General features: G+C 44.0%; 24 protein-coding genes and 1 pseudogene. 9 read left to right on the top strand and 16 right to left on the bottom strand.

What is annotated here, in order from left to right:
• Window positions 1-56: 56 nt before the first annotated feature.
• From ABKW31_RS14030 to ABKW31_RS14015, 4 genes are all read right to left on the bottom strand, one after another.
• Complete coding sequence (locus ABKW31_RS14030; RefSeq protein ID WP_348617173.1) at window positions 57-833, bottom strand: hypothetical protein; 777 nt, start codon at window positions 831-833, stop codon at window positions 57-59.
• A gap of 430 nt (window positions 834-1,263) precedes the next feature.
• The gene (locus ABKW31_RS14025) at window positions 1,264-1,413 is read right to left on the bottom strand and encodes a hypothetical protein (protein ID WP_348617172.1); all 150 of its coding nucleotides are present in this window, start codon (window positions 1,411-1,413) and stop codon (window positions 1,264-1,266) included.
• Window positions 1,414-2,068: 655 nt separating this feature from the next.
• On the bottom strand, window positions 2,069-3,490 hold the full coding sequence (locus tag ABKW31_RS14020) for a DUF2254 domain-containing protein (RefSeq protein WP_348617171.1): 1,422 nt from the start codon (window positions 3,488-3,490) through the stop codon (window positions 2,069-2,071).
• A 466-nt stretch (window positions 3,491-3,956) separates the two neighbouring features.
• Complete coding sequence (locus ABKW31_RS14015) at window positions 3,957-4,511, bottom strand: ferritin-like domain-containing protein (RefSeq protein ID WP_348617170.1); 555 nt, start codon at window positions 4,509-4,511, stop codon at window positions 3,957-3,959.
• Window positions 4,512-4,637: 126 nt separating this feature from the next.
• Here ABKW31_RS14015 and ABKW31_RS14010 point away from each other — a divergent pair, with 126 nt between their 5' ends.
• The gene (locus tag ABKW31_RS14010; protein WP_348617169.1) at window positions 4,638-4,880 is read left to right on the top strand and encodes a hypothetical protein; all 243 of its coding nucleotides are present in this window, start codon (window positions 4,638-4,640) and stop codon (window positions 4,878-4,880) included.
• 837 nt (window positions 4,881-5,717) lie between these two features.
• Window positions 5,718-5,885, top strand: coding sequence for a hypothetical protein (locus tag ABKW31_RS14005; RefSeq protein WP_348617168.1), 168 nt, complete (start codon window positions 5,718-5,720; stop codon window positions 5,883-5,885).
• A 298-nt stretch (window positions 5,886-6,183) separates the two neighbouring features.
• Here ABKW31_RS14005 and ABKW31_RS14000 read toward each other — a convergent pair whose 3' ends face one another.
• The 3 genes from ABKW31_RS14000 to ABKW31_RS13990 all read right to left on the bottom strand — a co-directional run bounded on the left by ABKW31_RS14000 (window position 6,184) and on the right by ABKW31_RS13990 (window position 9,036).
• A complete protein-coding gene (locus tag ABKW31_RS14000) occupies window positions 6,184-6,921 on the bottom strand; it encodes an SDR family oxidoreductase (RefSeq protein WP_348617167.1) in 738 nt (245 codons plus the stop codon).
• 82 nt (window positions 6,922-7,003) lie between these two features.
• Window positions 7,004-7,606 (bottom strand): SDR family oxidoreductase, encoded by a 603-nt coding sequence (locus ABKW31_RS13995; protein WP_348617166.1) that lies wholly within the window; start codon window positions 7,604-7,606, stop codon window positions 7,004-7,006.
• Between the two features lie 53 nt (window positions 7,607-7,659).
• A complete protein-coding gene (locus ABKW31_RS13990) occupies window positions 7,660-9,036 on the bottom strand; it encodes an NAD-dependent succinate-semialdehyde dehydrogenase (RefSeq protein ID WP_348617165.1) in 1,377 nt (458 codons plus the stop codon).
• A gap of 410 nt (window positions 9,037-9,446) precedes the next feature.
• On the opposite strand from ABKW31_RS13990, the pseudogene ABKW31_RS13985 reads away from it, so the two are divergent.
• Window positions 9,447-10,066 (top strand): annotated as a pseudogene (locus tag ABKW31_RS13985) (integrase core domain-containing protein); the annotation flags it as partial.
• Between the two features lie 61 nt (window positions 10,067-10,127).
• On the opposite strand, the gene ABKW31_RS13980 reads toward ABKW31_RS13985, so the two are convergent.
• Entirely contained in the window at window positions 10,128-11,396 is a 1,269-nt protein-coding gene (locus tag ABKW31_RS13980) for an inorganic phosphate transporter (RefSeq protein ID WP_348617164.1), read from the bottom strand.
• A gap of 12 nt (window positions 11,397-11,408) precedes the next feature.
• Window positions 11,409-12,086 (bottom strand): TIGR00153 family protein, encoded by a 678-nt coding sequence (locus tag ABKW31_RS13975; RefSeq protein ID WP_348617163.1) that lies wholly within the window; start codon window positions 12,084-12,086, stop codon window positions 11,409-11,411.
• A 306-nt stretch (window positions 12,087-12,392) separates the two neighbouring features.
• Between ABKW31_RS13975 and ABKW31_RS13970 the strand changes: the two genes are divergently transcribed.
• The 3 genes from ABKW31_RS13970 (at window position 12,393) to ppx (ending at window position 16,582) form a co-directional block, all read left to right on the top strand.
• Entirely contained in the window at window positions 12,393-12,896 is a 504-nt protein-coding gene (locus ABKW31_RS13970; protein WP_348617162.1) for an ACT domain-containing protein, read from the top strand.
• A gap of 61 nt (window positions 12,897-12,957) precedes the next feature.
• Entirely contained in the window at window positions 12,958-15,072 is a 2,115-nt protein-coding gene (ppk1, locus tag ABKW31_RS13965) for a polyphosphate kinase 1 (protein WP_348617161.1), read from the top strand.
• The gene (gene ppx, locus ABKW31_RS13960) at window positions 15,056-16,582 is read left to right on the top strand and encodes an exopolyphosphatase (RefSeq protein WP_348617160.1); all 1,527 of its coding nucleotides are present in this window, start codon (window positions 15,056-15,058) and stop codon (window positions 16,580-16,582) included. The genes ppk1 and ppx overlap by 17 nt, the downstream gene beginning before the upstream one ends.
• 37 nt (window positions 16,583-16,619) lie before the next feature.
• Here ppx and ABKW31_RS13955 read toward each other — a convergent pair whose 3' ends face one another.
• The 5 genes from ABKW31_RS13955 to tkt form a co-directional block, all read right to left on the bottom strand.
• Complete coding sequence (locus tag ABKW31_RS13955) at window positions 16,620-16,958, bottom strand: hypothetical protein (protein ID WP_348617251.1); 339 nt, start codon at window positions 16,956-16,958, stop codon at window positions 16,620-16,622.
• 214 nt (window positions 16,959-17,172) lie between these two features.
• Window positions 17,173-18,072 carry a fructose bisphosphate aldolase gene (locus ABKW31_RS13950; RefSeq protein WP_348617159.1) on the bottom strand — a complete coding sequence of 300 codons (900 nt, stop codon included), beginning with the start codon at window positions 18,070-18,072 and terminating at the stop codon, window positions 17,173-17,175.
• A gap of 129 nt (window positions 18,073-18,201) precedes the next feature.
• The gene (locus tag ABKW31_RS13945; protein ID WP_348617158.1) at window positions 18,202-19,368 is read right to left on the bottom strand and encodes a phosphoglycerate kinase; all 1,167 of its coding nucleotides are present in this window, start codon (window positions 19,366-19,368) and stop codon (window positions 18,202-18,204) included.
• Window positions 19,369-19,414: 46 nt separating this feature from the next.
• Window positions 19,415-20,425, bottom strand: a complete 1,011-nt coding sequence (gene epd / locus ABKW31_RS13940) for an erythrose-4-phosphate dehydrogenase (RefSeq protein WP_348617157.1) — start codon at window positions 20,423-20,425, stop codon at window positions 19,415-19,417.
• A gap of 157 nt (window positions 20,426-20,582) precedes the next feature.
• Complete coding sequence (gene tkt / locus ABKW31_RS13935; protein ID WP_348617156.1) at window positions 20,583-22,580, bottom strand: transketolase; 1,998 nt, start codon at window positions 22,578-22,580, stop codon at window positions 20,583-20,585.
• A gap of 274 nt (window positions 22,581-22,854) precedes the next feature.
• Between tkt and metK the strand changes: the two genes are divergently transcribed.
• Window positions 22,855-24,000 carry a methionine adenosyltransferase gene (metK, locus tag ABKW31_RS13930; RefSeq protein ID WP_348617250.1) on the top strand — a complete coding sequence of 382 codons (1,146 nt, stop codon included), beginning with the start codon at window positions 22,855-22,857 and terminating at the stop codon, window positions 23,998-24,000.
• Between the two features lie 53 nt (window positions 24,001-24,053).
• On the opposite strand, the gene ABKW31_RS13925 is transcribed toward metK, so the two are convergent.
• Window positions 24,054-24,527: a hypothetical protein gene (locus ABKW31_RS13925; protein WP_348617155.1), complete on the bottom strand. Its 474-nt coding sequence runs from the start codon at window positions 24,525-24,527 to the stop codon at window positions 24,054-24,056.
• 205 nt (window positions 24,528-24,732) lie between these two features.
• Here ABKW31_RS13925 and ABKW31_RS13920 point away from each other — a divergent pair, with 205 nt between their 5' ends.
• Complete coding sequence (locus ABKW31_RS13920) at window positions 24,733-25,461, top strand: M48 family metallopeptidase (RefSeq protein ID WP_348617249.1); 729 nt, start codon at window positions 24,733-24,735, stop codon at window positions 25,459-25,461.
• A 116-nt stretch (window positions 25,462-25,577) separates the two neighbouring features.
• Window positions 25,578-25,976, top strand: a complete 399-nt coding sequence (gene mscL / locus ABKW31_RS13915) for a large-conductance mechanosensitive channel protein MscL (RefSeq protein ID WP_348617154.1) — start codon at window positions 25,578-25,580, stop codon at window positions 25,974-25,976.
• Window positions 25,977-26,016: 40 nt separating this feature from the next.
• Here mscL and ABKW31_RS13910 read toward each other — a convergent pair.
• On the bottom strand, window positions 26,017-26,459 hold a 443-nt coding region (locus tag ABKW31_RS13910), incomplete at its 5' end, for an IS3 family transposase (protein WP_348617153.1).

Below are 26,459 nucleotides of genomic sequence, written 5' to 3'. Positions count from 1 at the left end.
GCCGGTTTCTGTATTTCTAATTCATTTCGAATTGGAATATAACGACCGGAATTGTGTTAACCAAACTTCTTTTCATGATGTTTTAACGTTAATTCTACCCTCTCCAAAGCGGTCATGATCATCGCCGCAATTGATGGTGATTGGTTTTTAATAAACAATGTTGACGAATGAGCCGCACATAACACTTCAGCACCGCTCCATTGCTCTGCTAGCTCCGCAGCCCAAAGCCGAAAATCATCTGCAGCGCCTTTGCGTCGTTCCAATGTTTTGGACAGTGTCATATGAAAAGACACTTCTGGACTTTTTAAAACACTGAGTAAACCGGGTAATTTTAGGTACATTAACGTGTCGTCAACGTGAATGGTTTTTGACTCTTTATGATAAGCAAGTACCGATGAAAAATGCAGATGCTCGTTTTTGGAAATAAAATCGACCCCGCGAGGCACTGAAAATTCAAAATCATCTGAAAACAATACGGCAAACTCGTTAGAATTGGTTAACTCTGTTTGCCATGTAAGGTTGGGGAATTTATCGATATGGCGCTGTGTTCCATAGAGTAAGGCGTTTGGATAATCCCTATGTATTTTTTCAATATGCACAGTGTGGAATGGATGCAAGTTAATAATCGCTTCAATGTTGACGCCATTGTTGGTTAGGGAATCAATTTGCTGTTTAATATCGTCTTGCATCGTATAAGCGTCGAGCAATACAAACTTGCCGTTACTGCGCTTTACTAAAGAAGCGTGTGTACCAATATTTAATAAACCGAAAATTTTAAACTCACCTCGAATATTCCAAAACTTATCTGAAATTTTTAATATTTTGTCAGTCATAGTTGATACTCATCGTTTGCTTCACCTCAGGAAAATTCGCCATCTATGATAAAGGTGGCGGAGTAAATTGTCATTTTCTTCACTCTGACGGTTTATTGCCTAGATTCTAGATGCTAGGTACTAGATGCTAGGTACTAGATGCTAGGTACTAGTCACTTATCTTTTATCTCGAATCTAAAATTCCTACGCAGATACCTCGTAGCAAAAAGGATTTGTTGAGAAATGAGCACATAAACACTGAGGCAACGGATAATTCCGACCTACTATTTTTTCCTCTGGGCCCATAAATCCGTTCGAGCCTGCGCTAAAAAAATCATTCTCCAGTGTTGGCTTCCAATGTAAGTGCTTCAACAGTAGACCCTAAGGCGCTGTAATTAAGAACTTTTACCATGCCACTCTATTGCTCCTATCCAATAGAGTGCCGTTCCGGTTAGAGCGCTGAACTTGAGTTAGCAGGCTGTATCGCAAAGACCCAGCCGACTGCTACTCCAGCGCCCATCATGGACTTTGCCATCATAAGTAGCGAAAGCACTACCGTGGCGGCGAAACCGGCGATTATTCCTCTGACGATGTTTGACATATATTTCTCCTGTTGTTCTAGATTGAGCCGCTGGGAGCAGCTTTACCGCCCCCCGGTGGATGGTGCTTCCGGGCAAGTGACATCGAGCCGGTTTTGTGTCATTGCTAGCATATACATTAAGAGCATCCCCATTGAATAACGGTCTTTCAACAAATTATGTTCCACGATTGAAGAGCGGGCATCTGTTCGCTGACCTACACAGGCTATGTGCCAGATTAAATAATTAGCTTAAGTGGTATTGAACTGATCTCACCTATAATTAATTCAATTTCTTAGACACTTTAAACATTAGCGCTTTTACTTCTTTTGCCTAGGCATGGACTTGAGGATTATCAACTAGCTACAAAACCGCGGTAGGATCCATAAAGACAATGGTTATTTAGTCATCAGTTTCTTCTCGCACAACAACGTTGCAAGGCAACAACAAGCCGATATCGGGTTCAGCCTCAATGGCAAGATGCGCAAAGGGAGGATTACAGGCGCCAAGGATGCTATAAGGTTATAATCAACATCGAGTTTAGCTTTGAAGGTTGCTTTGATATCGATATCTGTAAGTACGTCAAAACCTTCATCCTGTAGAGCTTTATCACTTTTTCAATAACGGGTTCAAAAGGTAGATTTAACTGAGTGCTAAAACAATACCACTAGCTCGAAATCACGACGCATTACTACACTGCCCCTGTTCAGTCACTTTGCCTAATAGAGTCTGAGCTTCTAGCGTGTTTCGTACTTCCGACAGCCGCATTTCTAGCAGCACGCGATCATGGCTGGATTCAAAGCAACGATCGGTCAATTCAGCAATCAACTGCAGCTGTTGGTCTAGTGCGCTCAAGTAGCTTGGGCGAATCGTCAGACTACCGATGGCTTCGAGACCGCCGAGCATGCGTACCAATATGCCAATATTCTCTTCGGCGCAACCTCGAATCTGGTCGAAGGCCTCGGCCAATAGACTTTCAAAGCTAGGAACAATCGCCACCACACGCAGCGTTTCTGCCTCATAACGGTACAATGGCGGAAATAGCCGACCGGCCAGCCTAGCCATAATCGAGGTCAGATAGTCCACGCTTATCACCGCCGTCGAGGTGTCATTGACCCCTGGAGAAAGTGCTTTCATGGCCATATCCACAATCTGCCGAATACCGAAAGCAGGATCCTGATCCACTGTGCGATGGGTACCAATACTGTAAGCAGCATTCAGAGCATCAATTGTCTTTTGCCCTGGAGGATAAGTCAGGGCAAGCGACACCAGAGCCGTATCTTGCACAATGAACGCGCCGATGCCCTGTTCCATACGCACGATTGTTCTGTTGTCCCCTGCCAAACTCATTAGTATATGGTTATTTACGCTTAGAATGTAACCACTGCGGGCTGCCGGCACTGGATACCAAGTCCTCTCATCCTGTGAATCGAGTATCTGCTTTTGCTCTTCATAGTTATCTGCCTGCTGAGCTGTTTTTTTCGGCAGCAACCGATCAATAGCAGCGTTAGTCTCCTGCTCGACCGAGGCGATAATGCTGGACGCTTGGATCGACAAGGCAATATGATGAATGAAATAGATAAGAATACCCACCCCACAAAGCGACATCACAAAGGCGAAAAACACTGCCAGGTTTGGCACGAATTCATCTACACCACTACCGCGAACGGTACGCAACACGATCAGACAATAAACAAAAATACTAGCGAAAACCCCCAGTGTCGCTTGCGTGACACTGTTGCGCATGAAGTTACGCAGAATGCGGGAGGTGTATTGGCCCGATGCCAATACCAGTGCCAGTAGTGTCATGGAGAAGGTGATCCCCATAACCGTTATCATAGAACCGGCTAATGTAGACAACATCAGGCGCGCGCCTTCTGCCCCTACCCCAAATAGCCGCGGCCACTGACTTAGCCGTTGGCTAAACCCGGCAGAATCTAGTTCTATCAATACGACCGCAAAGGCTATGCTACTGGTGACCATCAATGAAGGCAGGAACCAGAAGCTCGACCGCAGATTGTTCCAAAATTGTCTTAATTTATTCATGCTTCCACTTCCAATTTGAATTTCAGGCATGCCTTCGCCGGGTTCAAGTTCCATCGTGTAGTCTTGCATTCGAGGAGGTTCATCTAACCTAGGTATATAACAATAAATACTCACCAGCATTTATACCTCCAATCCAATGTTGCTTTGAGCAGACATGGCTTCAAGAACATGGCGGGTACAGCTAACTGTTTACGTAGTTTAAGCTACCAATTAAATTGGTTATTGCCCTGATGTCATTGCTGGTCTGGCGATTCGGTTCTGTCACGAGCCCACCCAAGTTAGCACCTAAACCAATCATCGGACGCAGGTATCCTACCAGCGATAATGCGTAAAACTGATCCCATCTAATATTAAGATAAATCAGGCTAAATCTAGTCTGGAGGACCTAGCCGGGATAGCAGTGTGAACGTGAGTGGTTCATTACCTTAGCACCAGTATGGTTGTTTCCACTCATCCAGTGTCACTAGTGGCCTGACTGCTGCAGTTGCACAATATCTGCATGTTCGGTCTTCTTTGCGCTTCAACTGTTGAATAAATCCGCTGGCTTCTCTTCCAGTAAATCGGCAAGTTCATCGGCGTGTTGCTCTTCAACCGCCAGGATAACTTTCAGCATGTCACTGGTCGTTGGATCTTGATCTCCGAGGTATTGGATCATTTCGCGATAGCTATCGATGGCTATACGTTCCGCCACCAAATCTTCTTTGATCATCTCAAGCAATGAGTTGCCCGCCACATATTCCGCATGACTGCGACTAGCAAGACTCTCGGGCGCGAAATCCGGTTCGCCACCCAGCTGTACAATGCGTTCGGCAATCTGGTCAGCATGTCCTTGTTCTTCATTAGAATGCACAAGGAACTCATTGGCGATACCTTTTGCATGAATACCTCGGGCCATGAAGTGATGGCGCCGGTAGCGCAGAACACAAACAATTTCGGTAGCGAGTGCTTCGTTAAGCAATTTCAGCACTTGTGTGCGGTCTGCGGAATACCCAAGGGTAACCGCCCCTTGCTCAATATGTTTACGTGCTTGGCTGCGCAATGTTTTGATATCGGTCATTACAGTTTTCTTCGACATAGTGGTTCCTTCTCTAAATTTTTAGTTTGCTTCCAATCGGCAGCCATGTCGGTGCGCTGTCGCACTTAAGGATCAGCTGCAAGCTGACGTGCGGCATCGGAACGGTCAGCGCCGCGCGAATAACCTATGCAGATTTTTTTTGCGGAAGTGGCTAAACGTAATCCGCGAGTATTAGAAAAAAAAACGCCCTTTTCTTGGCCACTTTACCCGATGATCCCTGCAGACGGGATAGCGCTGACACTGAGCGAATTCCAGACCGCTTTCATGCCGCTTGTCGGCGGCGTCATCGTCCTGAGCTTCTTCCTGCCCGAAACAGGCGCCTCAGGAATCAAGACCTCTACTCGGAAACAAAGTTTGGCGGTAGACTAGGTTGCCAAGGCCTGAGAAGCACTTGGCCTTGTTCGATTCCCACAATCGACCTGCCCCGCCGGTAAAGTACTACAACGTCGACATATTACGGTTGAGAAAGGCATAACGATCCACAGCTATTACGCATCGACTTTGGTGTGTCAGGACAGCAAACTGAAATCACAGTGCACGAGGGTCTGCTCAAGTGCTAGAAAGAAGAGTTAAACGCAACTCCCAAGGCGTGCCTGCACCTCGGGACGATCAAGACTTGAATGGGCCCATCGCACTTTTTGGTGCGCGATTAACGACCGTGCGAAATGAGATGAGGATTAACTTAGAGCGCTGGGAATATAATTGCCAGTAAGTTAATAAAATAAACGCCTCTCCGTGATCGAAACAAGGCTGAAACAATAATCCATAATAAAACCACAAATAGCCGCGCGCTATTCATTGAAAACACCCAAGGATTTAAATTACTAGGATAATCCCCTCGAAAAATATCTTTTGTCAGTCCCAGAATTGATCCATGCATAAAATCTAATTGGATCATTGCCAGTTTAAATTGGTCTATCAATACCCATTTTTAAGCGAGCATAACTGATTACTGGCTCGCCACAGCTGCTGGATATGGTGGCAAATTACTTTGTGGATTATGTGCGTTAGCGTCCAGACGGTTCACCCCAGTCATGTTTGGATGAGCACCTAACCACTTTTTAAAGGCGTAACTTATGTTTATGGGCGGCGGTATTCTCGGCACCATTATTGTCATTTTTATTATCGTGTGGCTTATTCGCAGGACTAAATAGGTCTTAGTTGCGATCTGTTGATCGTAGGCAGCATTTTGAAGGAATAATTATTATGCAGAAAGAATCAAACCACTCGCAAGATTATGACCGTAAACACGGCACAGATCACAATGTAAAAGATAAAGCCGCTTTGGAAGAAGAATTTATCGAGAATAAAAGAAAAAATGCAGGCAGTAAGGATAAAAAACCGTTTATCCTCCCCTCAGAAGAAGGCAAATAATCCTGCTAACTATTTTGAGGTCACTATAAATTCATCTCTGCCTATTTAGCCATTTCCACAGGTATTTGTTTACTTCGCCAACGTATTGTCATCACCCACTGCGCCAAGGCGCAAATATGGCGAATTTAGCTTACGTTCGATATTGAACAAATAACGGCTTCTTTTCATGCTATTTTGCATTACAGAGATCCTCAATGGTGAGCTCTGCTAGAACAAACACGAGACTAAACAACTTTTACCATGCCACTCTATTGCTCCTGTCGAATAGAGTGGCTGCCTGGTTAGAGTGGCTGCCTGGTTAGAGGGGCTGCTTGGTGGGGCGGATGATAATCTCGTTGACATCAACATCTGCCGGCTGCTCGATGGCATAAGCAATTGCCCGTGCAATCGCATCGGGATCAATGGCCATCTCGTACATTTCGTCAACCCCCTTGGCTGTGTCGGGGTCGCTGATTTTACTGGTTAGCTCGGTCGCCACGGCACCAGGCGAAATATTGGTGGAGCGGATTTCCCCATTGCCTTCCTGACGAATGCCTTCTGATAGCGCCCTCACGGCAAACTTGGTTGCGGAATAAACGGCGGACGCGGGAAAGACCTTATACCCGGCTACCGACGAGAGATTAATGATGTGGCCGACATGCTGCTCGCGCATAGACGGCAGCACCGCGGCAATGCCGTAGAGCACGCCTTTGATATTGACATCAACCATCTTCTCCCACTCGTCGACCTTGAGCTCATCGAGGGGCGACAGCGGCATCAGGCCAGCGTTGTTAACCAGTACGTCGATGCGGCCATACGCTTCCTTCGCTGCCTTGGCCAGCGACTCGACCTGAGCGCGGTCAGTGACATCGGTAACCTGATAAATAGCCTCACCACCCTGCTCCTTGATCGTGTCACGCAGCTCCACAAGGCGTTCTTCGCGGCGGGCAGCAAGCACCAGCTTGGCGCCACTCTTTGCCAAACGTAGCGCTGTGGCTTTACCGAGACCACTGCTGGCACCGGTAATGATGACGACTTTGCCATTGATTTCTGACATAGTTTTCTCTCCTGTTGAAATGAATTATTGAATATTACACGTTAAAGGTTCCGAGGCTGGTGTTACGCCAGCGACACGACGGTCAGGCGGACTGCATATTTTGCGACATACCGTCGTAACGGCCTGTAGTGGCGGCTTCCGCCAGAACATGGGCCACATCAGCGCGGGACGCCTTGGCCGATTTATCGACGTCCTCGCCCAGGATCACATTCGTACCACGACCCTTGTTGGTCAATGCCACGGGCCGCAGGATCGAGTAGGTCACTCCGGACGCCTTGAGGTATTCGTCCGCTTCGTGTTTGGCATTCAGGTAAGGAGCCATATCGCCGGTAGGGTTGGACTGGTCAGCGCCGATTGAGCTGAGCATCACGAAACGTTTCACGCCTGATACTTTCGCCAGATCAATCAGGTGCTTAGCGCCGTCCCGATCCACTTTTTTGGTCATTTCAGGGCCCGTGGTTCCGCCGGATCCTGCGGCAAAGATCACCGCGTCCATGCCGTCGCATAGGCCGGTTTCCAGGTCAGTCAGATCACCATGGCGCAGGTCTACGCCCTGGGGCAGCGAACTGGTATCCGAACTTTCGCGAACCAGCGCTGTTGGCTTATGGCCCTGATCTATTAGGTACTGGGCCAGAAGCTGGCCCGTTTTGCCGGTAGCACCGGCGACAAGAATGTTCATGTTCATAGAGAAATCCTTATGTTAAATAAAATGGATAAAATTCTGGGTTTAAAGCCAGTTCAGGGTAGAAAAATCGACTTTACGTTGATAAATTCCTTCATGCCAAAGCCACCGTGTTCACGTCCGTAACCGGAATTCTTGACCCCGCCAAATGGCATACTCGGATCAGCAGCCCCGAATGTATTGATGCGGACCATGCCGGTGTCGAAGTGATCGCGAGCCAGCTTGAGGGCTCGTTCTTCGTCCTTTGAAAAGATCCCACCGCCCAGTCCATAGCGACTTTCATTAGCCAGCCGCATGGCGTCCTCATCATCAATGGCGCGGATGATCGACGCGACCGGCCCGAAGATTTCATCGTCATAAGCGGGCATTCCGGGCGTAAGATTTGCCAGCACCGTGGAGGGATAATAGGCGCCAATGCGTTTTGGTACTTGGCCACCGCAGAGGATTTTTGCCCCCTTGGCGACGCTGGTGTCCACCTGCTCCTTGACGGTATCGAACTGCTCTTGGCTGGAAAGCGGGCCAAGCTGGGTATCCTCATCCGTGGGGTCACCCATCTTGATGTTTTGCATTTGGCCGACGAAAGCCTCGACAAAGGCATCGTAGACCTTGTTAGTCACGATGAACCGCTTGGCAGAAACGCAGGTCTCGCCGTTGTTGTATAGTCGACCCATTACCGAAAATTTTACGGCAGTTTCAATATCGGCATCCTCAAGCACCAAGTAAGCGTCATTTGACCCCAGTTCGAGTACCGTCTTCTTTAATTCCTTGGCGGCCACAGCACCGATGTGTCGCCCAGCGCCATCGCTGCCCGTCATTGTGACACCACGGACCTTCGTGTGGGCTATCACCTTGTCGCTGGTGTCGTGGTCAATCACCAGAACCTGGAACAGGTCCTCGGGCAAGCCGGCCTCAATGCACAATTCACGCAAACGAAGACCGGAACCCGTGCAGATGCTGGCATGCTTCAGAACACAACCATTACCTGCCATCAGATTGGATGCCAGCACACGAACCGGCTGGTAAAGGGGAAAGTTCCAGGGCTGGATCGAATAGATAACGCCGATGGGCTGATAACTGATGACGCCGCGTTTACCGTTGAGTGCTTGCTTGCGTTCCTCATCGGCCAGCGCGTCGGGTCCATTTTCAGCGGTGTAATCAAAGATCGCTGCACAGAGTTCGACCTCAACGTGTCCATCTTTCAGGAGCTTGCCGGTTTCGTTGGTCATCAAGGCGGCCAATTCATCGGCATTGTCACGTAGTTTTTGACCGATATTCTTGAGATAGGGGGACCGTTTCTGATGGGGCAGTTCGCGCCATTGCAGAAACGCCGCATGGCAGGACTCAAGCCGATCCGTCGCCTGTTTTTCGGTCATGATGTCGTAAGAATGGATTTGTTTTTCGGTCGCGGGATTAATGGTGGTGATTGTCGACATGGTTGCTCCTTCCGAGTCTGATAGGGAAACGCCGTTGACGCTAGCTCTAGTGGATTATCAGTCAGTTAGAGGGATCTGTCTGTTCGCTCACGAACACTAGTGTGTTGCCAACAACACCGAGCCCCTGCTGGTGTTGGTTAAATGGCCCAAAGAAAAAAGTATTGAGAGGAATAAACCACATACCTGATCTATACAACATGGTCTAATTTTGTTGGGTAGGCACGTTGACTTCGTCGATTTTGATTTTCGTAATCCTAAAAAACTCATCGCCTTTATATCCATCATCCACAGATATTTAGGCCTTGGCATTTGACTGTTTCGTCTGAATACTGTGCATGTGTATGAAGGAAACTTGGTACCTGTTGTATCAATCTTGAGCAAAATCACATGCGGCAGCCGCGCTGGCCCCCTCGCTCATAGGCAGAATGAAAGAGCTAAAAGAGGAAAACCGTCGTCGCAAAAAATGTACGCGGAGGAGTGGTTCAAGTCCGAAATTATTCAGGAAGCCATCGCAGCGCAAAGAGATGGCGCAGACTGACTGATTAGACTCACGCACAATCAGCGAAACTGGGGCTTTTGGCAATGCTTCTTTTTCCTGCGTAATGTGAAAGGTCACAAGTAGAACCACAAGCGTGTTTATCACATTTACCGTGAGTTTGAGACGTGGACTTATCGTTACCCGCAGAGTGCGTCAGGCGCCCCTTTGACCAAATCATTGAGTGGCGAGGGAAACCGAAAAAAATCCGCAGTGACAATGGGACGCAATATATCAGCCTTACTTTGGCGGATTGGGCCAAGGAAAATGGCATTAAACTGCGATTCATTCAATTCTCAATAGAATACCTACATTGAACGTTTTAATCACACTGTTCGGTATGATTGGCTAAAGTATGACATGTTTGAAAGTATTGAAGAAGTCCAGTAACAAGCTACCAATTGGCTTTGAACATATAAACGTGAACGAACTAATTTGGCGCTTGATAGAATTACGCCAAAACAGAAATCGGCGCTAGAGGATTACCTTTACTGACAAGCAATTACATTCCAGAGTTGGAATGTAATTGCCACAACAACGACCTATTACAATGAAATTAGGCAGCAAAGATACCTTTTATCATATAGAAGAAGATGATAGACAAGCCTGCACCTGCGGGTAAAGTCACTACCCACGAAATAACAATATTGCGGATCACTCCCAGATTAAGTGCTGCAATACCCCGCGCCATACCGACCCCTAATACTGCTCCAACGAGGGTTTGTGTGGTTGAAATGGGCAGACCGGTACCAGAGGCGATAACCACTGTGGTCGCTGCCGCCATTTCTGCGGCAAAACCGCGACTAGGGGTTAGATGTGTTATCCCTTTACCGATAGTAGCAATGACTCGATGACCGAATAGAGCCAAACCTGCAACAATACCTACTGCACCTAATGGAAGTATCCACCATACGAGTTGCGCCTTTTCACTTATTTCTCCACCGTTGTTCACAATACTCACCACTGCAGCCAAAGGACCTATGGCATTAGCAACGTCGTTTGAGCCATGAGCAAAAGCCATACAACAAGCGGTTACAATCATCAGAACTGCAAAGACTTTTTCAACATTAGCAAAGTGAGTCGCACGACCTGCTTGCGGATCAAATTTAATTTTATTGATGACAAAGCGCCCAGCAATTGCAACGACAATCGCGATGGCGACAGCAATCAAATAACCGGTACTATTATTGATATTCATACCAACATGACTTAAACCTTTCTTAATGGTTACCAGAGACATAACAAATCCGGCGGCAGCCATATAAAAAGGTACATAACGTTTGGCATTTTCAAAGGGTTTGTCTGTATCAAAAATAAGTTTTTGAGCACTTTGGAAGATAAGATAAGCAATAAAACCAGAAATAGCTGGTGTAACAATCCAACTACCGACTATTTTGGTTACCTCATCCCAGTGCACAGAGTCAGACGTGACACCGATTGCAGCAAAACCAATGATTGCGCCAACGATAGAATGGGTAGTTGATACTGGCCAACCTAGATAAGAGGCAAACGCCAACCAAATACCAGCAGCCAACAAAGACGAAATCATACCGTAAACCAGTAGTTCTGGAGTATTGGTAAAATATGATGAATCGATAATGCCATTGCGAATAGTTGAAGTAACCTCCCCGCCTGCCAAATAGGCACCAGCAAATTCGAAAATCATTGCAATGATAATGGCTTGTTTAATGGTCAATGCTTTAGAACCCACCGAGGTTCCCATTGCATTAGCGACATCATTTGCGCCAATGCCCCAAGCCATAATAAAACCAACGGCGGCGGCAGTGACAATCAACATAAAGCCGTATGTTTGTATAATATCCATGAGGTACGTCTCTTAGTTGGCTAGCATGAGTTCGAGTCTAGAACCTACTCGTTCAGAAATATCGGCCAACTCGCCGACCCATTCAATAATACTGTATAAGAACATGACATCCACAGGATTAAGATTTTTCTCAATAGACAGCAAACTTCTACGTAAACCGATCTGCAATCGGTCGGTATCGTCTTCAATACTATCTAAACGCTCAATCATATCTTCGACTAATTTAACTTCACGCCCTTTAAACCCAGTCTCAAGTAAATCATCCAACTCATTGATGACTTGTTTGGCTTGTTCAGTCGCATCCAAACAGCGTTGCAAGTATTCTAAAAATTGAACCTGCAGCTGTTCAGGGATAGTCAGCTGACGGCCTAAAATACGCCCAGAAATATCTTTAGCCTTATTAGCGATTTTGTCTTGTTGGGTTAATAAATCCAATACATCTTGACGTTGAATCGGCATAAAAATGCCGCTTGGCAAATTAATTCTCAATTCACGCTTAATGACATCAGCCTGCTTTTCTAGTTTTGAAATGGCTTGTTGTTGCTCTTGCGCCGTTTTCCAATCTTCCGCATACACGGCTTCAAAAAAGGGCAGCAAGCCCTGGCTACATTGATGCACAAGGTTGATATGATCTTCTAATGGTTTAAGTGGTGATTTGGCAAACACCCCTAAAAAAGAATTCATCGGCATAATTTAATATTCTCTTTGGTTAAGTTGGTGTACTTAAATTACTCTAAGTACAACACGCCTAGGGCGCGCATTCTATTACAGAAATAAGTCTTTTTTGTTACAGTCACCAGAAAAAATCGACCGGTGGTCACTATATTGATAAGTTTAAATGTCCACTCGATCTATGTCACCTAAGTTATGTGGACTTATCTTAGGTTTTATTGAACACCAAACCACGAGCAATTGCTAACGATCCACGCTAATTTAGTTGATTAGCTTATGTTTTTATGTCTAATTAGTACACTGAACAAATTAAGGAAGAGTAACATGAAACCTTTAATTTTTACCCTAGTAGGCCCAGACAAACCCGGTTTAATCAGTAGTTTGTCCAAAGCCGTTTATCAGAGAAAGGGCAATTGGTTAGCTAGCAACTTTTCCCACATGGCAGGCCATTTTGCTGGATTTGTGCATATTGTTCTGCCAGAAGAGAATCATGCCGAACTAATCGAACTTTTTAGTCAACATCCTGATTTACGTATCCACTTGGTTTCAGCCCAAACAACTCACTTAAAAAATCAGCAAACCGTTGAAATCACCATTACCGGCAATGATAAAACAGGTATAGTGCAAGAACTCACTCGAGTATTGAATCAATTTAATCTCAATATTATAAAATTTGATTCTAGCTGCACCAGTGCACCAAACTCGGGAAACCCCTTGTTTAATGCGAAAGCCATTGTTGAACTAGCACCTGATGTTGACTTGGTTAATTTACGTGAGGCTCTCGAAAATATTGCCAATGACCTAATGATAGATGTGGACTTAATCTAAATTTTTGCCCGCTTTGTCATTAAAATGTCACACTGTCAATTGAGGATCGACCTTTTGTCTTATGACTGATAATTTGAATAGAACCATGCCATTACAAACGACAACCTATTATCCAAGAGAATTAAGCTGGTTAGCATTTAATCAACGTGTATTACAAGAAGCGGCTGATAAAAAGAACCCGATTATCGAACGCATCCGTTTTTTAGGTATTTACTCCAGTAATATGGACGAGTTTTATCGCGTCAGAGTGGCTGACGTAAAACGCAAAATATACATACACTTAAATGAAGGGGATTCGCAAAAGGCTGAAGACACCAAATTGTTGATGGAGAAAATCCAACAACGAGTACTGGTGATGACGAAAGACTTCGACCGTGTATACGAAGAAATCGTGGCGCGATTAGCTCGCTATCGTATCTACTTACTCGATGAAAAAGACTTAAACCCTTACCATACCCAATGGTTGAAGAATTATTTTAAAAACAAAATTCTGCGTCATATCGCCCCTATCTTACTCGACAATAAAGTAAAACTGGTTTCGCGCTTAAATGATTCAGCAACGTATTTGTATATTGGCATTTATAACGAGGGTCAGCCCACCACCTATGCCACCATCGAAGTGCCTTCGCAAAGTATGTCGCGTTTTGTGGTGATACCTCCAGAAAAAAGCAGAAAGAAAAAATACATTATTTTACTCGACAATATTATTCGCCAAAACCTTGATAGTATTTTTTCAGGTTTTGTCAGTTTTGATAAATTGACGGCCTACTCGTTTAAGATGACGCGAGATTCAGAATATTCGATCAACGATGAAATTGATGAAAGTTATGTTGATAAAATGTCTGACAGTATGAAGCAGCGCCTAATTGCTGAGCCAGTGAGAGTTGTCTATGACAGCCGCATGCCCGACGACATGCTCAAAGATTTACAAAAGCGTTTAAAAATTTCCTCTTATGACAGTCTGATTGCCAGCGGCGCTTATCGTAATTTTAAAGACTTTATTGGTTTTCCTAATATTGGGCGTGAATATCTTGAAAACCCCTTATTGCCATCTCTTACCGCTTCTGACTTTTCAAATTACGATACAGTTTTTGATGCAATTACCGCCAAAGATATCTTGTTATACTATCCCTACCATCGATTTTTACACTTTACCGAATTTGTACGCCAAGCGGCATTTGACCCCCAGGTCAAACATATCCGCTTAAACATCTATCGCGTCGCCAGTAAGTCTCGAGTCATGAGCTCTTTAATCGACGCCGTGGATAACGGTAAAAAAGTCACAGTGGTGGTAGAGTTACGCGCTCGTTTTGATGAGCAAGCCAATATCGAATGGTCTAAAAACATGACCGACGCGGGTGTCAAAGTCGTATTTGGCATGCCTGCCTTGAAAATTCATAGCAAGGTTTGTGTTGTAACTCGCGAAGAAGGTGGAAAACTCGTAAATTATGCTCATTTAGGCACCGGCAATTTTAACGAAAAAACCGCTAAAATTTATACTGACTTTAGTTTATTTACCCGCAATCCAGAGTTAACAGAAGAAGCAGAAAATCTGTTTACCTTTATTCAGCAGCCCTACCGCCGGGTAAAATTTCAACATTTGCAAGTATCGCCGATTAATGCGCGAACCAAAATACAATTATTGGTGCGCCAAGAGATTCAAAATTGCAAAGAAGGGCTGAAAGCCGAAATTTTTATCAAGTTGAATAACCTCGATGATGAATTGTTAATCGACGATCTGTATAAAGCCAGTCAAGCGGGAGTTAAAGTCAGAGCTATTATTCGAGGTATTTGCTCTTTGATACCTGGGGTAAAAGGGCTCAGTGAAAATATTACCGTAATCAGTATTATTGACCGCTTTTTAGAACACCCACGAGTGTTAGTATTTGAAAATGGCGGAGACAAAAAAGTCATCATTTCATCAGCAGATTGGATGACCCGTAATATGGATAACCGTGTTGAAGTAGGCTGCCCCATCTTCGACCCAGATATTAAAAATCGGATTATCAGCATACTCAATATTCAATGGCAAGATACGGTTAAAGCTCGAATAATTGATGCTCAACAAACGAACAAATATGTCAAACGTGGTAACCGCAAACAATTGCGCTCACAAGTTGAAATTTATGACTACCTAAAAGGTGTGGAAACAAAAAATAATGCTAAATCTGAATAATGCGTTTGATACGGTTGAAGTAAGAGAATCTTTAAAAGTTGCAGCCCTCGATATTGGCTCAAATAGTTTTCACCTAGTTGTTGCGCGTATCGTGGCAGGCTCTGTGCAAATTTTACATCGCGTCAAACAAAAGGTGCGCTTGGCTGATGGCCTAGGTTTAGATGGTTCGCTGTCACAAGAGGCCCAACAGCGGGGACTCGATACTTTGGCGACTATTGCAGAGAGTCTACAAGATTTTGCCCCAGAGTCCGTTAGAGTGGTGGCAACCCATACCTTACGCAAAGCTTCTAATGCCAAAGATTTTCTGCAAGCAGCAAAAAAAGTGTTTCCATTTCCTATCGAAGTCATCTCAGGAGCTGAGGAAGCCCGCCTTATTTATCAAGGAGTAGCACACACTAATCATCAAACCGGTCAGCGCTTAGTAGTTGATATAGGTGGTGGTTCAACAGAATTTATCATTGGCGATGGTTTTGAAACTAAAGTTTTACGCAGCTTACAAATGGGCTGTGTGAGTTATACCAATAAATTTTTTAAACAAGGCGAAATTAAAGCCAAGTACTTTAGTAAAGCCATCACCAGTGCCCAGCAAGAACTAGAGATGATTGATAAAAAGTTTAATCAACTCGGCTGGAAAGCCTGTATCGGCACCTCTGGTACTATAAAGAGCATCATTGAACTGGCCTCACAATTAGATAGCACCAATCGCGAAAATTGTGTATCTCTGACTGACTTAAAAATACTCATGGATTTATGTTGTGCAGCTGGTAACAGCAATGATTTAAAATTAGAGGGCCTGAGTGATGATCGTCGCCCAGTATTTGCTGCGGGTTTATCGATATTAATCGCCGTTTTTAAAAGCCTTAATATCACAGAAATGGAATTTTCTTCAGCAGCACTGCGTGAAGGCGTATTGTATGAAATGGGCGACCAATTGGCTCAGAAAGATATTCGTCAACGCAGCGCTGAAAGTTTAGCCACGCGTTATGATGTAGATATTGAACAAGCTAAACGTGTGCTAAATACCACTATGGTACTATTTCACCAAGTGCGCAAAGCGTGGGATATTAGTTACCCAGAACTAAAGAGTTTACTGGGTTGGTCTGCGCTGTTACATGAAGTTGGCTTGCATATTAATACCCGTGGCATTCAGCGCCACTCAAGTTATATATTACAAAACATCGATTTACCTGGCTTTGGGCAAGAACAACAAAATGTGCTGGCGACGCTAGTACGCTTTCACCGCAAAAAAATTCGCAGCACTGAAATTGCCGAATTTACCTTATTACAACAGTCACAAGTATTTAAGTTAATTGCCTTATTGCGCTTGGGGGTGTTACTCAATATCAAACGCCAAGATGATATATTGCCCGATATCAAAATAGCGGTTGAAGACAAAAAAATTATACTGACTTTTCCAGAGGATTGGCTTAGTCAAAAGCCGGTATTTAGTGCCGATTTAGAGAGAGAAGTTGACTACCTAAAAGACATTGATATTAAGCTGCAATACTAAATATCCAAGGTTCAGGTTAAATGCATTATTGGAGGGACTAACGACCGAGAAACTGGTCGATTAGTTCTGCTAATTTTTCTTGCAAATGCTCTTCAAATTCGTCCAACTCTTTACCAAACACCTGTAAATACTTTTGTGCTTTTTCGTAGTCTAGACGCTTATTGTTAGTCTTGTATTCGGTTTCTAATAAAGACTTATCAAACCTTGGGGTAATAACCCAGCGCACAAAATCAGAGTCTAGATTCGCCACTTCATGTTTAGCAAACTTACAGAACTTTTCAATATGTTCGATTCCATCTGGCCCTAAGCAACCCGGTTCGACCCGAAAGGTAACCGTTAATTTTTTATACAGTGGTAAGGGTAAATCAACATTCATCATGTGTGTTTGCTTGGTCTTTGAATTAACGAATTGACTGCTCAATCATAGCGCATTTATACAATCTTAAAAGCCTAAAATACTGAAAAAACCCGAAATAACAAACAGGTAATGAGAATATACCGTTACAAAATTTTACCTAGCTTAAACCATAAGATAAAAAAAAGCCGAATGATATTCGGCTTTCAGTCATTAACAGGGTTTCGACTATGTATTAGCTTCGAGAAGCCTGACAGATACTTTCAATCGTCGCATCTAAAACACGGTCAAATTCAGCATCAGACTGTTGAGCACTTACCCCTTCGGTCAGTGCGCGCGAGAAACTAGCGATCATGCCCTTGTTTTGTGACAAACGTTGATTTGCCTCATCACGGCTGTAGCCTCCAGATAAAGCGACTAATTTTAGTAATCTTGGATGGCCAAGAAGATCATGATAAAAATTAGCTGTTTCAGGTAAGGTAACCTTGAACATCACCTGTTGATCATCAGACAAGGTGTCTAAATGCTTCAGCAAAGCGGCTTTTAACAAAGCTTCTGCCGCTGCTTTTTCAGGGCTATGGATATCAATTTCTGGCTCAATAATAGGAATCAGGCCCGCTGCTAGAATTTGTTTTGCTACGTCAAACTGCTGAGCAACAACGGCTTCTATACCTTCAGCATTAGCTAACTTAATCACAGAACGCATTTTGGTACCAAAAACGTTCTGTTTGTTTGCTTTTGCCAATAGCTCTTTCAAATTCGTAATCGGCTTCAAAAGCTGAGTGCCGTTTACTTCGTCTTGCAAGCCTTTATCAACTTTCAAAAATGGCACAACTTGTTTAACTTGCCATAAGTACTCAGCCGCAGGTTTGCCAGCGATGTCACGGTCTAGGGTGTTTTCAAACAAAATAGCCCCTAATACACGACTACCATCAAATACCTTTGATGTAACAATGCGTGTGCGCATGTCATGTACTTTACGGAACATTTCTTCATCACCGTTATATTCAGATTCCATTACACCATATAAACGTAAGGCTTTTGGTGTACTCCCACCGCTTTGATCTAAGGCGGCAATAAAGCCGCTGTCAGAACGGATTTTATCAAGCATGTCCAATTGTGCTGGTGATGCCATGTACTGCACTCCTTTCTTTTATTTAAAGCCGCTAGTAATACGGCTTGTAGGTTACATAGGTAGTTGTTTTCGAGTGCTAAGGCACTTCTTATTATTGTTATTTATTTGCTGAGAAAAAATCAGCTAATTTTATCCTTTGGCGGCTCTGGCTTCCAACATTGCTACCGCAGGTAAGGTTTTACCTTCAACAAATTCTAAAAAGGCACCGCCTCCGGTAGAAATATAGGAAATTTTATCTTCCAAACCCCATTTATCAATCGCTGCTAACGTGTCACCACCACCTGCAATAGAAAACGCATCACTTTGGGCGATAGCACGGGCGACTACTTCAGTCCCCTTAGCAAAATTATCAAACTCAAACACACCACAAGGGCCGTTCCATAGTATGGTTTTAGCCCCTTTTAATACTTCAGCAACCTTTGCTGCGGTTTGCGGACCGTAATCCATGATTTGTTCGTCGTCTAAAACTTCATTGACCAACTTTACCTCCGCCGGTGCGGTATCAGAAAATTCTTTACCAACTCGAACATCTACCGCTTCTGGGATATCCAGATTGGCCATTAATTTTTGCGCTTCTGGGATCAAGTCTTTTTCATACAAAGATTTACCCACATTATAGCCACGGGCCGCAATAAAGGTATTAGATATGCCACCACCCACAATCAATTGGTCGGCAATTTTTGATAAAGCATCTAACACCGTTAACTTAGATGATACTTTTGAGCCACCCACTACCGCCACCATAGGCCGTGCCGGATTACTTAAGGCTTTGCCTAACGCATCTAATTCACCCGCCAACAATGGGCCTGCGCAAGCCACTGGCGCATGAACGCCGACACCATGAGTTGAAGCTTGAGCACGATGGGCCGTACCAAAGGCATCCATAACATAAATATCACATAAGGCAGCATATTGTTTTGCTAGCACTTCGTCATCATTTTTTTCGCCTTTATTAAAACGAACATTTTCTAAGATAACCACTTCACCGGCGTTAATCTCGAGTCCCTGCAAATATTCTTTTTCTAAACGTACAGGACAACTCAGGGCATTTTGTAAATAATCTACCACGGGTAAAAGTGAATATTCTTCTTCGAACAATCCTTCCGTTGGTCTACCTAAATGAGACATGACCATAACTTTTGCACCAGCATCCACTGCCAATTTAATGGTCGGTATGGCTGCTCTTAATCGCGCATCAGAAGTCACTTTACCGTCTTTAATGGGCACGTTTAGATCTTCTCTGATCAAGACTCTTTTACCCGCTAGCTCAAGTTCGCTCATTTTTAATATAGACATACAGATCCTTTTATAAAATTAAATTAGTTGAAAATAAATGAAAGCTTTATTCACTATCAAACATGGCCAAGGCCGTATCCAGCATTCTATTAGCAAATCCCCATTCGTTGTCACACCACACCAGTGTTTTAACTAGTTGACGGTGACTCACACGTGTTTGACTGCCGTCGACAATACACGAATGCGGATTGTGATTAAAATCAACCGATACCAAAGGCTCTTCGGTGTAGTCTAGTATGCCAGCCAAACGCCCTTTTCTTGCGCCTTTTAGTGCCGCATTGACTTGAGCAATACACACTTCACTGTCCAGCGTGACACTTAAGTCCATGGCTGTAACGTTAATGGTTGGCACACGCACAGCGATTGCTTCAAAGCGCCCCGCAAATTTAGGTAAGATTCGCTCTATGCCAATGGCTAGCTTGGTATCAACCGGAATAATCGACTGACTGGCTGCACGGGTTCGACGTAAATCAGGATGATAAGCATCAATCACTTGTTGATCATGCATGGAAGAATGGATAGTAGTGATCGTACCACTTAGCACACCAAAGGCTTCGTCGAGCACTTGAATAACAGGAACGATGCAATTAGTCGTGCATGACCCGTTAGAAACGATACGATGCTCTGGCTTAAGTTGGTCTTCGTTGATACCAAATATAACAGTTGCATCCATATCAGCACTGCAGGGTTGCGAAAATAGTACCTTTTTAGCCCCTTGTGCAATATGGGCAAGTCCGGCAGCTCGATCACTGTTTACACCTGTACATTCGAGCACCAAGTCAATGTCTAATTGTTGCCAAGGAAGTAAATCAATAGAGGCATGTTGAAATAATTGGATCGGGTCATCAGCGACCGACAATGTATGTCCTTGAAGATTAACCACAAAGCCAAATCGACCATGGGAAGTATCGTATTTGAGGAGGTGGGCAATACCTTCTGGCGAAGCTATTTCATTAATGGCCACCACACAAATATGTTGATTGAGACCTGTTTCATAAAGCGCCCTGAGCACATTACGCCCGATGCGACCAAAACCATTTATTGCAACTCTTAACATAATACCCGTGGTTCTTTCATTGGTTTATACAAGCCAAGTAACATCTAAGTCTCTGACTATAAACGTTTAAAGGCTTCTGCCAAACAGTAAAAAAGTAAGGCGCTAAAAAGCGCCTTAGGATATAGAACTATTAGCTTAACTTAAAGCCATTTAATGACTAATTAAGCAGGCTTTGAGCGGCCTTTACTACGGCTTCACTGGTAATGCCAAAATGTTTTAATAACGCAGCACCTGGGGCTGATTCACCAAAAGTAGACATGCCTACTATGGCACCATCAAAACCAACATATTTATGCCAAAAATCAACGTGTAGGGCTTCAACTGCCACTCGTTTAGTGACCGCTTTGGGTAGCACAGACTCACGATAATCCGCATCCTGTTGATCAAATAGATTTGTGCTTGGCATTGAGACAACACGCACAGCAACACCAGATTCAGTCAAGGTAATAGCAGCTTCCGTGGCTAAATTAACTTCAGAACCCGTCGCGATCAGAATAATTTGCGGCTGACCTTGGCAATCTGCCAATACATAACCACCTTTGGCTACATTCGCCAGTTGTTCACTCGTGCGACTTTGAGCGACCAAATTTTGACGACTAAAGACTAAGGCTGTTGGACCCGATGTGCGCGCTAAAGCTGACTTCCACGCCACCGCAGTTTCAGCACCATCACAAGGACGCCAAGTATTCAAATTAGGTGTTAAGCGCAGGTTAGCAACTTGTTCGATAGGCTGATGGGTTGGGCCATCTTCGCCCTGTCCTATTGAATCATGGGTATACACAAAAATGTTAGGGATGCCCATAAGAGCGGCCATCCGCACAGCATTGCGGGCATATTCCATAAACATTAAGAAGGTAGCACCAAAAGGACGGAAACCACCATGCAAGCCGATACCATTCATAATACCGCTCATGCCGAATTCACGCACACCGTAATACAAGTAATTGCCACTCGCATCTTCAGCAGTAATGCCTTTTGCGCCTTTCCACAAGGTTAGGTTAGAGCCCGCTAAATCCGCTGAGCCGCCCAATACTTCTGGTAGCATGGTTGCAAAAGTTTGAATTGAGTTTTGTGAGGCCTTACGACTGGCAATATTTTCTGCTTTGGCTTGTGATTCAGCAATAAATGCATCCGCCTTTTCACTGAAATCGGCGGGTAATTCTCCGTCTAGGCGACGTTTAAGTTCAAGGGCTAATTCAGGATAAGCGTGTGCATAGGCTGAAAATTTGTCATTCCACTGGGCTTCTGCATCAGCACCTTGAGCTTTAGCATCCCACGCAGAATAGATATCTGCAGGAATTTTAAATGGCGCATGTGGCCAATTTAAAAACTCACGAGCCGCAGCGACTTCTGCTTCTCCTAGAGGAGAACCATGACTGTCGTGACTGCCTGATTTATTCGGTGAACCAAATCCAATAATGGTTTTACAACAAATCAAAGAAGGTTTGTCCGTCACCGCTTTTGCCGCTTCAATTGCTGCAGCTATCGCCTGTGGATCATGGCCGTCAACATCGGCAATAACATGCCATCCGTAGGCTTCAAAACGTGCGGGGGTATTGTCAGTAAACCAGCCCTCAACATGGCCATCAATTGAGATACCATTATCATCCCAAAACGCCACCAACTTGCCCAAGCCCCAGGTACCGGCTAATGAGCACGCTTCATGGGAGATACCTTCCATCAAACATCCATCACCGAGGAAACAATAGGTAAAGTGGTCAATGATGTCATGATCAGCACGGTTAAACTGGGCTGCTAAGGCTTTTTCAGCAATAGCCATACCCACGGCATTGCTGATACCCTGGCCTAGAGGACCCGTTGTTGTTTCAACACCGGGTGCATAACCATATTCAGGGTGACCAGGCGTTTTTGAATGCAACTGACGAAAATTTTGTAGCTCTTCAATGGGCAAGGCGTAGCCAGATAAATGCAACAATGAATATACCAACATGGAGCCATGACCATTAGACATCACAAAGCGGTCACGATTAGCCCACTTAGGATTTGTTGGATTATGACTTAAAAAATCACACCATAGCACTTGTGCAATATCGGCCATGCCCATTGGGGCGCCTGGGTGACCAGAATTAGCTTTTTGCACAGCATCCATGCTAAGCGCTCTAATAGCGTTGGCAAGTTCTTGACGTTGGGGCATGTTGTCTCCTGACTATAAAATTAAAATCACATTACTAAAGTAAATTAAAAGGAACAGATCCGATTGGACAGGCATTTTGTATTAGCCTATCAACAACTTCAATGCTTTTCATATAACAAAAGGTTGTTTTACCGTGACTTTATCTCTCTAAATAAAGTTAAATCAACTGAGACGTTTGGACGTCTAGATGGAAAGACTGGTATTTTACTTAACATTAGGTAAAATGACGACCTATCAAGTCGATAAAACAAAATCGAACCAAGTAAGGCAAATTATGACAACACAATTATTCACCTCAGAGTCAGTCTCTGAAGGACATCCAGACAAAATCGCCGATCAAATTTCTGACGCGGTACTCGATGCTATACTTAGCCAAGACCCAAGAGCACGAGTTGCTTGTGAGACTTTTGTCAAAACAGGTATGGTGCTGGTCGGTGGTGAAGTGACCACATCGGCATGGGTCGATATAGAAGAGATAACTCGCAAAACTGTCAAAGAAATTGGTTATACCCATTCCGATATGGGTTTTGATGCTGATTCTTGTGCCGTGCTTAATGCCATAGGTAAACAGTCTCCTGACATTAACCAAGGCGTTGACCGCAGTTCGCCTGAAGAACAAGGTGCCGGTGATCAAGGTTTGATGTTTGGTTATGCCAGTAACGAAACCGATGTACTGATGCCCGCCCCTATTACCTATGCACACAGACTGGTCAAACGCCAAGCAGAGGTAAGAAAGAACGGCACCTTGAGTTGGTTACGCCCTGACGCTAAAAGCCAAGTTACCTTTATTTATGAAAACAACCAACCGATTGGCATTGACGCTGTCGTTTTATCAACCCAGCACTGTAACTCAATCAGTACCGAAGAGTTGCGTGAAGCGGTGATGGAAGTGATCATTAAACCAGTCTTACCGGAAAAATGGCTAAACGCAAAAACCAAATTTTTTATTAATCCCACAGGCCGTTTTGTTATCGGTGGTCCCATGGGCGATTGCGGTCTAACTGGTCGTAAAATTATTGTTGACACTTATGGTGGTATGGCAAGACACGGTGGTGGTGCTTTCTCAGGAAAAGATCCTTCAAAAGTCGATCGCTCTGCCGCTTACGCTGGACGTTATGTAGCTAAAAATATTGTTGCTGCTGGCTTAGCAGATAGATGTGAAATTCAAATTTCTTATGCTATTGGTGTGGCTGAGCCAACTTCAATCAATATTGAAACCTTTGGTACCGGCAAGATTTCTGAAGCCAAACTAATTGAATTAGTCAGAGCGAATTTTGATTTACGCCCCTATGGCCTAATAAAAATGCTTGATTTAGAACGTCCAATATATTTGGCCACTGCCGCCTACGGACACTTTGGCCGCGATGAGTTTCCTTGGGAACAAACTGATAAGGCTGAAGCGCTTAGAGCAGGTGTTTGATAAACACTAATCTATGTTAGATATTTGAACGCCTCATTTTTGAGGCGTTTTTTTTAAAGCAATGGATATTCTTTTGCAGCTTCAATGCAGTTTTCGAAAGGTCGTTGCGTAATTCTGACATCACCAGCCACTCTAACACTCACACATTCGCCTAATTCGCCAGATTTTTTGCTTACAATCACGGTAACTACATCGCCATCAACCGCTTGTAATTGATATTCATAACCCTTTGAACTGCCTTCAAATACTGCGGTAAAAAGCCCCCCAACCAAGGCTCCGGCGATCCCGCCAGCGAGCATATCCTCTTTATCGCCATCTGCGCCTTCAATAATGCCGCCTATGGCGCCAACAGCCATACCTTCACCAATATACGACTTAAATCTTACTTTTTTGACTTGCTGAACATAGGCATAAAATTCAGTGACAAACTGATTTTCAGCTCTTCGGTCAACATCATTGGAATTAGCACAGCCGACTAAACTAAAACCAGTCAATAAAAGCCCTAAGTAAGCCAATTTGTTTACCATAGTTCGTCCTTATTATTATCACATCATAATTTCCAGTAAGGAAAATAATCAAACTTGCCTGAACATAAGCTTAACGGCTAAACCGAATCAATGTAATATCCATACATTAAGTTTTTCATTCGGAGTTAATATTTTGCTTAATTTTTCACGCTTTGTAACCTACGCAGCTGGTTTATTGTTAGTAAGCGCCTGCGCTCAATCCCCCATGGGTCGCAACCAACTCAAGCTTTATTCCAGTCAACAACTCGCCGGCATGGGGCAACAAACCTTTGATGGTATGAAAGCCCAACAGAAAGTATCGAGTAAAACAGTCACTAATCAATTTGTAAATTGTGTAGCTGATGCCATCACTAAACATGTGCCAAGCTCAGTTTTTAGTGGTCAATGGGAAGTCGTAGTGTTTGACGATCCACAAGTTAACGCTTTTGCCTTACCTGGTGGCAAAATTGGTGTTTATACCGGCTTATTGGACGTAGCACAAAATCAAGAGCAATTGGCTGCGGTTATTGGACATGAAGTTGGTCATGTAATAGCGGAACATGGCAACGAACGAATGTCGAGTAGCACTTTAATAGGCATAGGAATGGAAGCAACAAATGTCTTATTGCAAGCCAATGAAATAGCCAATAACAACTTAATTATGGCAGCTATAGGCGCGGGTGTGCAGGTGGGTGTGCAGTTACCCTTTAGTCGTACCCATGAAAGTGAAGCAGATTTAATTGGTTTGGAGCTGATGGCTCAATCAGGCTTTGCCCCCGGCCAAGCGGTGGCATTGTGGCAAAACATGGCAAAAGCTGGCGGTGAACAACGTCAACCCGAATTGTTATCGACTCACCCCCTACCCACCACTCGCATTGATAATATTGAAAAACATTTACCTGTAGCAATGAAAATGTTCAACGAATCAAAAAATAGGCCGCAATGCAAAAAATAGACAATAAGTTTTGCAACAAGATGTAAATAAATTGAACGACAAATAAGCATCATATAAACTCACTGCTAAATGTTTACCTTATAAACATTTACAACACTAACAAGAAGGATGTTTATATGAGTTTTATATCAGAGTTCAAAAGTTTTGCAATGAAAGGCAATGTGGTTGATATGGCTGTCGGTATCATTATTGGTGTCGCTTTTGGTAAAATCGTCGCCTCTTTTGTGGGTGATGTAATTATGCCGCCACTTGGCCTTGCTTTGGGTGGAGTTAATTTTTCCGATTTAGCTTTCGTACTTAAAGAAGCGACCGCAGATATGCCTGCTGTAGCAATCGCTTGGGGTAAATTTGTGCAGACGGTGATTGATTTTATCATTATTGCATTTGCTGTATTTGTCGGAGTAAAAGCCATCAACTCGATGAAGAAAAAAGAAGAAGCTGCACCCGCCGCTCCTGCTGCACCGCCTAAGCAAGAAGTATTGTTAGAAGAAATTCGCGATCTATTAAAAAAATAGTCACTAGCTTAATGTCCCGTCCTAAAATAAGTTGACGGTTTTAAGCCAGCATTTTTTGCTGGCTTTTCATTATATGCACTTTGTTAGGTGTGTTCATCTCTAAACTCAAGTGCGGCCTTAATTCGTTGTATATGTTTATCGATTCACTGACTAATACCCTTAGCTCATCCAGTGTATTGCATTGATAGATTAAGAACTCTTGTTTAAGTATTCCGTTTATTCGTTCAGCAAGCGCATTTTGATAACAGTCATAACCATCGGTCATTGATGGGCGGATGTTATTTGTCTCAAGTACTGATTGATACAACGTTGAGCAGTATTGCAGTCCTCGGTCTGAGTGATGAATAGCATCATGGTCGTAACGTCTATTTTGTATCGCCATCTCGAGCGCTTTAACGACATCCGACGCTTTCATTTCATTACTGACATGATAACCGACTATCTTGCGTGAGAAGGCATCTGTGACCAATGATAAATAGTGGA

Source organism: Paraglaciecola sp. 25GB23A (assembly GCF_040012495.1).
Lineage (GTDB): Bacteria > Pseudomonadota > Gammaproteobacteria > Enterobacterales > Alteromonadaceae > Paraglaciecola.
Note: the sequence above shows the minus strand (reverse complement) of the source record. Positions and strands in the feature narration are given on the sequence as shown.

Excerpts from the sequence above, each read along its gene's own strand:
- ABKW31_RS14015 (WP_348617170.1), bottom strand. The coding sequence starts at position 4,511 with ATGTCGAAGAAAACTGTAATGACCGATATCAAAACATTGCGCAGCCAA.
- tkt (WP_348617156.1), bottom strand. The coding sequence starts at position 22,580 with ATGCCCCAACGTCAAGAACTTGCCAACGCTATTAGAGCGCTTAGCATG.
- ABKW31_RS13970 (WP_348617162.1), top strand. The coding sequence starts at position 12,393 with ATGAAACCTTTAATTTTTACCCTAGTAGGCCCAGACAAACCCGGTTTA.
- mscL (WP_348617154.1), top strand. The coding sequence starts at position 25,578 with ATGAGTTTTATATCAGAGTTCAAAAGTTTTGCAATGAAAGGCAATGTG.
- ABKW31_RS14025 (WP_348617172.1), bottom strand. The coding sequence starts at position 1,413 with ATGTCAAACATCGTCAGAGGAATAATCGCCGGTTTCGCCGCCACGGTA.
- metK (WP_348617250.1), top strand. The coding sequence starts at position 22,855 with ATGACAACACAATTATTCACCTCAGAGTCAGTCTCTGAAGGACATCCA.
- ABKW31_RS13920 (WP_348617249.1), top strand. The coding sequence starts at position 24,733 with ATGGGTCGCAACCAACTCAAGCTTTATTCCAGTCAACAACTCGCCGGC.
- ABKW31_RS13995 (WP_348617166.1), bottom strand. The coding sequence starts at position 7,606 with ATGAACATGAACATTCTTGTCGCCGGTGCTACCGGCAAAACGGGCCAG.
- ABKW31_RS14020 (WP_348617171.1), bottom strand. The coding sequence starts at position 3,490 with ATGGAACTTGAACCCGGCGAAGGCATGCCTGAAATTCAAATTGGAAGT.
- ppx (WP_348617160.1), top strand. The coding sequence starts at position 15,056 with ATGCTAAATCTGAATAATGCGTTTGATACGGTTGAAGTAAGAGAATCT.
- ABKW31_RS14010 (WP_348617169.1), top strand. The coding sequence starts at position 4,638 with ATGCAGATTTTTTTTGCGGAAGTGGCTAAACGTAATCCGCGAGTATTA.
- ABKW31_RS13975 (WP_348617163.1), bottom strand. The coding sequence starts at position 12,086 with ATGCCGATGAATTCTTTTTTAGGGGTGTTTGCCAAATCACCACTTAAA.
- ABKW31_RS14000 (WP_348617167.1), bottom strand. The coding sequence starts at position 6,921 with ATGTCAGAAATCAATGGCAAAGTCGTCATCATTACCGGTGCCAGCAGT.
- ABKW31_RS13950 (WP_348617159.1), bottom strand. The coding sequence starts at position 18,072 with ATGGCATCACCAGCACAATTGGACATGCTTGATAAAATCCGTTCTGAC.
- ABKW31_RS14005 (WP_348617168.1), top strand. The coding sequence starts at position 5,718 with ATGCAGAAAGAATCAAACCACTCGCAAGATTATGACCGTAAACACGGC.
- ABKW31_RS13925 (WP_348617155.1), bottom strand. The coding sequence starts at position 24,527 with ATGGTAAACAAATTGGCTTACTTAGGGCTTTTATTGACTGGTTTTAGT.
- ABKW31_RS13980 (WP_348617164.1), bottom strand. The coding sequence starts at position 11,396 with ATGGATATTATACAAACATACGGCTTTATGTTGATTGTCACTGCCGCC.
- ppk1 (WP_348617161.1), top strand. The coding sequence starts at position 12,958 with ATGACTGATAATTTGAATAGAACCATGCCATTACAAACGACAACCTAT.
- epd (WP_348617157.1), bottom strand. The coding sequence starts at position 20,425 with ATGTTAAGAGTTGCAATAAATGGTTTTGGTCGCATCGGGCGTAATGTG.
- ABKW31_RS13945 (WP_348617158.1), bottom strand. The coding sequence starts at position 19,368 with ATGTCTATATTAAAAATGAGCGAACTTGAGCTAGCGGGTAAAAGAGTC.
- ABKW31_RS14030 (WP_348617173.1), bottom strand. The coding sequence starts at position 833 with ATGACTGACAAAATATTAAAAATTTCAGATAAGTTTTGGAATATTCGA.
- ABKW31_RS13955 (WP_348617251.1), bottom strand. The coding sequence starts at position 16,958 with ATGAATGTTGATTTACCCTTACCACTGTATAAAAAATTAACGGTTACC.
- ABKW31_RS13990 (WP_348617165.1), bottom strand. The coding sequence starts at position 9,036 with ATGTCGACAATCACCACCATTAATCCCGCGACCGAAAAACAAATCCAT.